Source organism: Methanofollis tationis (assembly GCF_013377755.1).
Lineage (GTDB): Archaea > Halobacteriota > Methanomicrobia > Methanomicrobiales > Methanofollaceae > Methanofollis > Methanofollis tationis.
Genome location: NZ_JABXWR010000002.1, coordinates 23,711 through 30,789 on the forward strand (window position 1 = coordinate 23,711; position 7,079 = coordinate 30,789).

Here is a 7,079-nt window from a genome sequence, read left to right on the forward strand (position 1 = left end):
AAGCCAGGGGGACTGGTGTTCCTTCGAGGGGGAAGGAAACCCTCAGGCCGACCTTCTCGGACGCAACGGGCAAAAGGGTAGAAAAAAGGGGTTTTGGAGATGTCCAGGGGTTCTCCGGACGTGGACCGGCGCCGGATCAGGCCGCCGCCTCTCCCGTCCCGGTCTCTTTTTTCAGCAGCCAGTTCCGGTAGACGATCGGGGTTACAAGCGTCGTCAAAAGGCTCATCAGCACGATCGCCACGTAGATCCCCTGGTCGATGATCCCGGCGTTCAGCCCTATGAGGGCGACGATCATCGCCACCTCGCCCCGCGGCACCATCCCGAAACCCAGGACCAGGGATTCCCGGTTGCCCATCCCCTGGAGACGCGCCGGGATCCCGCAGCCGACGAGTTTCGTCACCACCGCCATCACCATCAGGGCGATGAGGAAGATGAGGATATCGGGGGTGAGCGCCGAGAAGTCCGCCAGGATGCCCAGAGAGACGAAGAAGATCGATGCAAAGATGATATGGAGGTATTCGGCCCCTTCTTTGAGGTCGCGCGAGTGGATGATGTTAACGCTCCGAAACGACATTCCGGCGATGAACGCACCGATGATCGCCGAGATCCCGATCGCCTCGGCCCCCAGAGCGAAGAGAAAGGCGAACATCATCGCCGTGATGAAGATGAACTCCGGGTATTTCCGGGCGAACGGCCTCCGGTCGATCCGCTCCAGGAACGGGGCGATGACCCTGATCCCGACAGCGGCGGCGACGACGATGAACACCACGTCCTTGGCGACGATCGTGGCAAGCGAAACGAGCGAGAACATCCCGGAGACCACGTCGATCGAGACCGAGAGGGCCATCAGGGAGAGGACGTCGTCGATCACCGCCGTCCCGATGATCGCCCTGGAGGCCCGGGTATCCAGCAGCCCCATCTCCCGCAGGACGTTCGCCGTGATCGCAATGCTTGTTGCGGTCATCGCCGTCCCGACAAAGACGGCGCTCTCGAAGCCGTAGCCGAGGGCATCGGTCAGCCAGTAGCCGCCTATCCACGGGACGATCACCCCGAAGAGTCCTATCACCACATATTTGATATCCAGGATGTCCCGGAGGTCGAACTCGAGCCCGATCACGAAGAGGAGGATCACGGCGCCGAGGGCGGCCAGGCTCCTGACGAAATCGGTATAGGTGATCAGGCCCAGAAGGCTTGGTCCCACCAGAAGGCCCACCAGGATCTCCCCGATCACCGCCGACTGGTTGATCCTGGATGCGACCAGGTAGCCGGCCAGGGCGATGAAGAGGAGGAGGCTCATCTGAAACTCGATAGTGGTTTCAATTCCGCCGATCATGGGAGTTCATGAACGGACGGAAAGATAAAATAATAGGTTCGCCTGACCGGCAATACCCGGATCAGCGTTTCGCCCATTCAGGGTTGTTTTTCAGGAAATCTCGCTCTTTCTCCTCCATCTCCTCTGCTGAAAGCGATGAAAGCATGTGGATACACCGGTGCTCGGAGAACGCCCCGCAGGAGAACGTCCCCTGCCGATCTGTTGCCCGGCAGGCCCCGTAGGTGCCGTCGTCATAGTCGTGGTAGACGTGCTCGAGCCCCCGCGCCTCCGCGATCTCTTTTGCCTCTTTCCAGGACTGCGCCATCACGCCTCAATCGTCTCCGGGCTATATCTGTATTTCCGCCAGCACCCGCCGGCACGTCCCGCCGTTGCCCACGTGGCAGAGGGCCGCGGCCCTGACCTCAAAAGGGTGCGGGAAGGCGACGGCGGCATCTGCGTCGGCCGCCGCGCCCACGCCGAGGGTGACGTGCGGGAAGTAGCGGGCATAGGCCGACGTGCGGAGGAAATCCCTGACATATGCGACCATCGAGGGATCAGGGGCCGCCCCTTCCCCGGTGCAGAGGGCCGGGTCCTCGTCTGCGGCAAGGGCGGCGAGGGCGTCGGCCGCCTCCCGGTGGAGGGCGATCAGCCCGGCCTCCGGAGCGACGTCGAACCCCGAGACCAGCCGTCCCCGGGCGGTCTCGACCGTGGAGATCCCGGTCAGGGCGAGGGCAATCGGGAGACGGCGCCCGACCACAGACGCCAGCACCGCGGCCGCCTCCTCCACCCTCCCCTCAGTGACCGGGGCCATCGCGAGGGTCACGTGCGGCAGGCACGCGCGTGTCCCCAGGGCGATCGTCGCATCCCCTGATCTGCGGGCAAGAATACGGCTCATCCGGCGTGCTTCCGCGGCAGGACCGGCAGGAAGAAGGAGGGCGAGGTCGAGGGCAAGGGCCCGGGCGTGCTGCATGGATGAACATCGCCGCCGCCCGACTTAGGCTTTGCCGCACCCGGAAGGATGATAACTGCGGCAAACCCATAGGTAATGAAGGAGCTTTTCATGGAATCAAGCACTTTGTATGTCGGGAATCTCAACTACGAGACCACCGAAGAGCAGCTCTCCGAACTTTTCTCAGCCTACGGCGACGTTAAGTCCGCCAGAATCATTCCGCGCAAAGGCTTCGGCTTTGTCGAGTTCGCCTCCGTCGAGGAGGCCGAGAAGGCGATGAACGCCCTGAACGAGACCCAGTGCATGGGCCGGACCCTGCGCATTGACGAGGCGCGTGCACCCAAGCCGCGGACCGAGTACAACAGGTACTGAGAGTTCCCGATATCTCCATCTGGATATATCCACATTCTCGTGTATTGGCCGGATGCAGGGAGGGGATTTCCCCTCCGCCGTCTGGCACCTTTTTTCTCAGGTATGATAACCTTATCATAGTTCGCCCTCAAAAGGTGGGTATGATCAAGGCAGCGCAGGGCAGCACCGTTCTGCTCCATTACACCGGAACCCTCGAAGACGGCACCGAGTTCGATTCGTCACGGGGCGGCGATCCCCTGCAGTTCACCGTGGGCGGGGGCGAGGTGATCCCCGGCTTTGAAGAGGCCGTCGTCGGCATGGCCCAGGGCGAGACGAAGACCTTTACGATCCCTGCCGACGAGGCCTACGGGCCGCGGCGGGACGACCTCGTCATGCAGGTCGCCCGGGACCAGTTCCCCCCTGAGATCGACTTCGCCGTCGGGCAGCAGTACCCGGTGGAGGTGAACGAGGGGCAGGTGGTTCTGGTGACGGTTGCCGCCCTCGACGACGAGACCGTGACCCTCGACGCCAACCATCCCCTCGCCGGAAAAGACCTCACCTTCGCGGTGGAAGTGGTGACGGTCGCGTAAAAGAGCCCCGGTACCCGCCAGGGGCGCACCCCTCCCCAATACACCTATTCTGGTACTTCGCCCTTTCATGCGGGTAACTCCCGGAATTCGCGGCTTCGCCTCTTTTCGCGTGAGGCTCTATCGCCCACCGTGCAAAATCCTCACGCGAAGGGAAGCAGATGGCTTGATCTCCTGATGCCCGTCTCAACCATTTTAGCGAAGTACTGTGACCCCCTCCACAAACAGGATTTCACGGCGCATTCCGGCTGCTCCGACCCTGATCTTCCGCCCCGAAGGGCGCTGCATCTAAAAACCGACGTGAAGAGCGGGCCGGCATCCTCCCCGGAGCCATAAACCTTAATACCGCCTCTCCGAGATACTCAAGACGTGTACGGCACCTACGACTTCTCCTTTCACGATGAGAGAAAGGACTTTTCCATCGGGATCGAGCACGAAAACGGGAGGTACATCTATCGGCGCACGCTCCACGGCCGCACACAGGAGCGGACCCTCATCACCGCAGGGGGCCGGATCATCATCAACCCGGTCGAGCCGCTGAACCTCCCGAAAGACGTGGCCGGCCATCTCCTCGTGGAGTTCGCCCCGCTCGCGATCGAGCCCGGGGGGCAGGAGACGATCTACCTCACCTTCCCGATCGAGGTGGGCGTCTTCATCGCGGCGAAAGGGAACTACGAGGTCGTCGATATCTTCTCATGGAACCGGCAGAAGTACACCCTCTACGGATCGCCCGAGCGCGGGGACCTCGCCCGCTGGTGGGAGAGCCGGGTCTCGTTCTCCCCCCCGGACGTCGATCCCCGTCTCGAAGGCACCCTCTCGGTCTCGATCACCAACACCACAAAAGAGTGGGTGAACGTCTCCCGCCTGGTGCTCGAAGGCTACGGGATGAAGATCTACTACGGCGACTCGGCCTCGATGAGGGCGTGGATGCGAATAATAAGCACGCAGGTTGCCGAAACCGGCTGTTATGACGCCCCCATGACCGAAGGGCAGCACAAGTCGCTCGAACTCTACACGGCGCGCTCGATCCCCGGCATCGAGCGCTCCCGGTACCTGATGGACCAGGGGATCTAGGATATGGACGGCCTGAACTTCAGCCTGAACGCGCCCGTCACCTCGATCTCGGCGATCACCTGGGGGCACCTGATCTATGTCTGCCTGGTCGTGATCGCGGCGGCGGTGGTCTCCAGGGTGCTGATGATCTACCTGAAAAAGAGCCTGACCGACAAGATCAAGCGCAACCAGCTCGACATTCTCATGAGGGCCGTCAAATACGGCATTGCGGTCGTCGCCTTCCTGGTCATCCTGCCCTACTTCGAGGTGAACCTGAGCGGGCTCCTGGTGGCCGGCGGGTTCGCCTCGATCGTCATCGGGTTTGCGAGCCAGTCGGTCATCGGCAACATGATCTCCGGGCTCTTCCTCATCATCGAGCGCCCGGTCTCGATCGGAGACAATATCAACATCGGCTCGGCCACCGGGACCGTCACCGACATCAACATCTTCTCGACGATCATCAAGACCTACGAGGGGATCTATGTTCGGATCCCGAATGAAACGGTCTTTACCTCCCCGATCACAAACTATGTCGCCCACGTGGCGCGGCGGTTCGAGTACACGGTCGGGATCCCGTACGCCGCCGACGCCACCGTCGCCGTCAGGATCATCAAAGAGGTGATCAGAGATCACCCCCTCGCCCTGCGTGAGCCCGTTCCGTCGGTCTATGTCGACGAACTCGGGGACAACGCAGTGGCCGTCAAGGTGCGGGTCTGGGCGCCGTCGTCGGAGTGGTGGGATGTGCGGACCGAACTGCTCTGGACGATCAAGACCGAACTCGAGAAGAACGGCATCGAGATCCCCTTCCCGCAGCGGGAGGTCTGGTTCAGGAACGAACTTGCGGGCAGGGTCAGCGTCAGGGAGGAGAGACCGTCGTCCCTGACCCCGGCAGGGGACCGCGACGAAACTATCTGAGGTAGAATCATGGAAGACGAGATCACCGAACTGATCGGGGCGCTTTCATCCCCCGATGTTGATAAAAGGCATGGAGCAGAGGACAGACTGGCGGCGATGGGAGAGGAAGCGGTCCTCCCCCTGATCGAGGTGCTGATGGAGGGCGATACCGACGATACTCGCTGGTACGCCGCCCGGACCCTGGCGCGGATCGGCGAACCGGCGATCAAGCCCCTGATCCTGACGATGGTCGTTGAGGATGACCGGCAGTTCAGGCGGTATGCGGGCGCCGCCCTCGGATCGATGGGCGAGATCGCGGTTGCACCCCTCATCGAGGCCTTCGGGACCGCGGATAAGGAACTGCGTGGCTTTATCTCGCTCGCTCTCTGCCGTATCGGCGCTCCTGCCCGTGCGTCCCTGAAAAAACTCGCAAAAGAGGGCGACGAGATAATGCAGTCCTGCGCCTCCTTAACGCTGTGGAAGATGGGGGAAGAGGGGATCGACGACCTCGTTGAAGCGCTCGATGAGGACGATACCAGATAATTTTTAAGATCCCCCGGAGAACACAATCGTTGATGGCCGGTAACGTGCGCGGGAGCAAACGGCTGCGGCTGGTCCTGCTGACACTGGTGCTTGCGGCAAGCCTCGTTCTCGAAGTGGTCGTCCACTTCGTGATCGGTGTGGATATCGTCTACACCCATTTCTTCTACATAGCGATCGTGCTGGCCGGCCTCTGGTACGGGATGCGGGCAATCCCGGTCGGTGCCGCCCTCGGAGCCGTCCACGTCGGGGTCAGCTACCTGCAGAGCGGGGCGATCACCACCGGGGCCCTGAGCCGGGCGCTGATGTTCGTGGTGGTGGCTGCGGTGGTCGGGTTCGTCGCCGAACGAATCAGGCTCGATGAGATCGCGCCGTTTTCAGGAAAAGATGAGATCCCCCCCGATGCCGGGACTGAGGATCTGATCATCGCCCTGAGGAGCCGCAACGCCGAAACCCGGTATGAGGCAGCCCTCGCTCTCGGGAAGCAGGGCGATCCCGATGGGATCGGGCCCCTGCAGGAGGCGCTCTCTGACCCCGAACCCGGCGTGCGCTGGGTTGCCATGGAGGCCCTCGGGGCGATCGGCGAGCCCGCCCTCGACACCCTCATCTCCCTCCTCTCCTCGGCCGAGGTGGACATCAGGTGGGGGGCGGCGATCGCACTCGGCGATATCGGCGATCTCCGGGCGGTCGGCCCCCTGGCCGCCGCCCTGGAGGACGAGGACCGCTACGTGCGGACGCGTGCGGCGCTCGCCCTTGCGGCGATCGGCGAGCCCGCCATCGAAGCCCTCGAGGCGGCGGCCGATACCGGCAGCCCTGAAGCGCGCTGGGCGGCCGCCCTGGCCCTTGGAAAAATGGATGGAGAGGCCGGGGTGCCGGTGCTCGCGCGCCTCCTCTCCGACCCCGATGCCAGCGTGCGGTGGAAGGCGGCCGAAGCGCTCGGGGCGGTCGGCGGCGATGAGGCGGTGGCGCCCCTGGTTGCGGCCCTCGGCGATGCGGACGAGGAGGTGCGCGGCCAGGTGGCCGCAGCCCTTGCAGCCAGGGGCGAACCGGCGATCGGGGCCCTGATCGACGCCCTCGGACAGCGCAATTCCTGGTTTGGAGCGGTCGAAGCCCTGCGGCTCATGCAGGAGAAGGCGGTGCCCGCCCTCCTCACCGCCCTCGAGAGGAAAAACCGCTGGGTGCGGATCGGGGCGGCGATGATCCTGGGGGAGCGGGGGGACGAGCGCGGGGTCAACGCCCTGCTGGCGGCGCTCTCTGACAGCGACCCCGACGTCGTGGAGGCGGCGCGGGAGATCCTCTCGGTCGGCCTGAAAAAAGAGATCAATCACCGGTCCTGACCTGACCTCTTCCCCCGAACATATTTTTTATCCGGTCCGGGTGCTATTGTACCCTC

The 7,079-nt window shown here is 63.3% G+C and carries 9 protein-coding genes; 6 read left to right on the plus strand and 3 right to left on the minus strand.

Annotation, left to right across the window (positions count from 1 at the left end; all coding sequences use genetic code 11):
• Nucleotides 1–136: 136 nt before the first annotated feature.
• From HWN36_RS11720 to HWN36_RS11730, 3 genes are all read right to left on the minus strand, one after another.
• A complete protein-coding gene (locus HWN36_RS11720) occupies nt 137–1,333 on the minus strand; it encodes a cation:proton antiporter (RefSeq protein ID WP_176789653.1) in 1,197 nt (398 codons plus the stop codon).
• A 61-nt stretch (nt 1,334–1,394) separates the two neighbouring features.
• On the minus strand, nt 1,395–1,637 hold the full coding sequence (locus tag HWN36_RS11725) for a hypothetical protein (protein WP_176789654.1): 243 nt from the start codon (nt 1,635–1,637) through the stop codon (nt 1,395–1,397).
• Nucleotides 1,638–1,658: 21 nt separating this feature from the next.
• Nucleotides 1,659–2,282 (minus strand): 2'-5' RNA ligase family protein, encoded by a 624-nt coding sequence (locus HWN36_RS11730; protein WP_176789655.1) that lies wholly within the window; start codon nt 2,280–2,282, stop codon nt 1,659–1,661.
• Nucleotides 2,283–2,372: 90 nt separating this feature from the next.
• Here HWN36_RS11730 and HWN36_RS11735 point away from each other — a divergent pair, with 90 nt between their 5' ends.
• The 6 genes from HWN36_RS11735 to HWN36_RS11760 all read left to right on the plus strand — a co-directional run bounded on the left by HWN36_RS11735 (nt 2,373) and on the right by HWN36_RS11760 (nt 7,023).
• Nucleotides 2,373–2,633, plus strand: coding sequence for an RNA recognition motif domain-containing protein (locus HWN36_RS11735; protein WP_004037237.1), 261 nt, complete (start codon nt 2,373–2,375; stop codon nt 2,631–2,633).
• A 140-nt stretch (nt 2,634–2,773) separates the two neighbouring features.
• A complete protein-coding gene (locus tag HWN36_RS11740) occupies nt 2,774–3,202 on the plus strand; it encodes an FKBP-type peptidyl-prolyl cis-trans isomerase (protein ID WP_176789656.1) in 429 nt (142 codons plus the stop codon).
• Nucleotides 3,203–3,568: 366 nt separating this feature from the next.
• Nucleotides 3,569–4,273, plus strand: a complete 705-nt coding sequence (locus HWN36_RS11745) for a DUF432 domain-containing protein (RefSeq protein ID WP_176789657.1) — start codon at nt 3,569–3,571, stop codon at nt 4,271–4,273.
• Between the two features lie 3 nt (nt 4,274–4,276).
• Nucleotides 4,277–5,167: a mechanosensitive ion channel family protein gene (locus HWN36_RS11750; protein WP_176789658.1), complete on the plus strand. Its 891-nt coding sequence runs from the start codon at nt 4,277–4,279 to the stop codon at nt 5,165–5,167.
• 9 nt (nt 5,168–5,176) lie between these two features.
• The gene (locus HWN36_RS11755; protein ID WP_176789659.1) at nt 5,177–5,689 is read left to right on the plus strand and encodes a HEAT repeat domain-containing protein; all 513 of its coding nucleotides are present in this window, start codon (nt 5,177–5,179) and stop codon (nt 5,687–5,689) included.
• A gap of 32 nt (nt 5,690–5,721) precedes the next feature.
• Complete coding sequence (locus HWN36_RS11760) at nt 5,722–7,023, plus strand: HEAT repeat domain-containing protein (RefSeq protein WP_176789660.1); 1,302 nt, start codon at nt 5,722–5,724, stop codon at nt 7,021–7,023.
• The last annotated feature ends 56 nt before the right edge of the window (nt 7,024–7,079 follow it).

Excerpts from the sequence above, each read along its gene's own strand:
- HWN36_RS11730 (WP_176789655.1), bottom strand. The coding sequence starts at position 2,282 with ATGCAGCACGCCCGGGCCCTTGCCCTCGACCTCGCCCTCCTTCTTCCT.
- HWN36_RS11725 (WP_176789654.1), bottom strand. The coding sequence starts at position 1,637 with ATGGCGCAGTCCTGGAAAGAGGCAAAAGAGATCGCGGAGGCGCGGGGG.
- HWN36_RS11760 (WP_176789660.1), top strand. The coding sequence starts at position 5,722 with ATGGCCGGTAACGTGCGCGGGAGCAAACGGCTGCGGCTGGTCCTGCTG.
- HWN36_RS11740 (WP_176789656.1), top strand. The coding sequence starts at position 2,774 with ATGATCAAGGCAGCGCAGGGCAGCACCGTTCTGCTCCATTACACCGGA.
- HWN36_RS11755 (WP_176789659.1), top strand. The coding sequence starts at position 5,177 with ATGGAAGACGAGATCACCGAACTGATCGGGGCGCTTTCATCCCCCGAT.
- HWN36_RS11750 (WP_176789658.1), top strand. The coding sequence starts at position 4,277 with ATGGACGGCCTGAACTTCAGCCTGAACGCGCCCGTCACCTCGATCTCG.
- HWN36_RS11720 (WP_176789653.1), bottom strand. The coding sequence starts at position 1,333 with ATGATCGGCGGAATTGAAACCACTATCGAGTTTCAGATGAGCCTCCTC.
- HWN36_RS11735 (WP_004037237.1), top strand. The coding sequence starts at position 2,373 with ATGGAATCAAGCACTTTGTATGTCGGGAATCTCAACTACGAGACCACC.